Genomic DNA, 466 nt, shown 5'->3' on the forward strand with positions numbered 1-466 from the left:
TGTTAGCCATCGAAGTGGACTTAAATTTGCCAGCCCCAAGAGTCATCCGGGTTTTGGAGCGTATCACAGCGTGGCGCGGGATGCCCGGCAAACTCAGGATGGATAATGGTCCAGAATTTATCTCCACAGCATTAGCCGAATGGGCCGAAGAAAATCGAGTTGAACTTGAATTTATTCGACCAGGAAAACCCACTGAGAACTCATATATTGAGCGCTTTAATAGAACCTATCGCACAGAACTTCTCGATATGTACGTTTTTAAAACGCTGAGTGAAGTTCGAGAGTTAACCGAACAATGGATGAAGGAATATAACGATGAACGCCCTCATGATGCCCTGGATGATCTGACTCCGTGGGAATACTTAGCAAGGTACGAAAGCAGGAAAAACTCTAATTTAGGCTGCCATTAAAGTAGGGAGGGTTACACCATGACTAAGCATTATTCAAAGATGTTTAAGCGTTTACT

At 44.0% G+C, this 466-nt stretch carries 1 protein-coding gene; it reads left to right on the forward strand.

The window, feature by feature from the left end; genetic code table 11:
• On the forward strand, nt 1–410 hold a 410-nt coding region (locus ACYP03_RS24080), incomplete at its 5' end, for an integrase core domain-containing protein (protein WP_459782373.1).
• Nucleotides 411–466: the final 56 nt, after the last annotated feature.

This window comes from Photobacterium sp. R1, assembly GCF_054600795.1.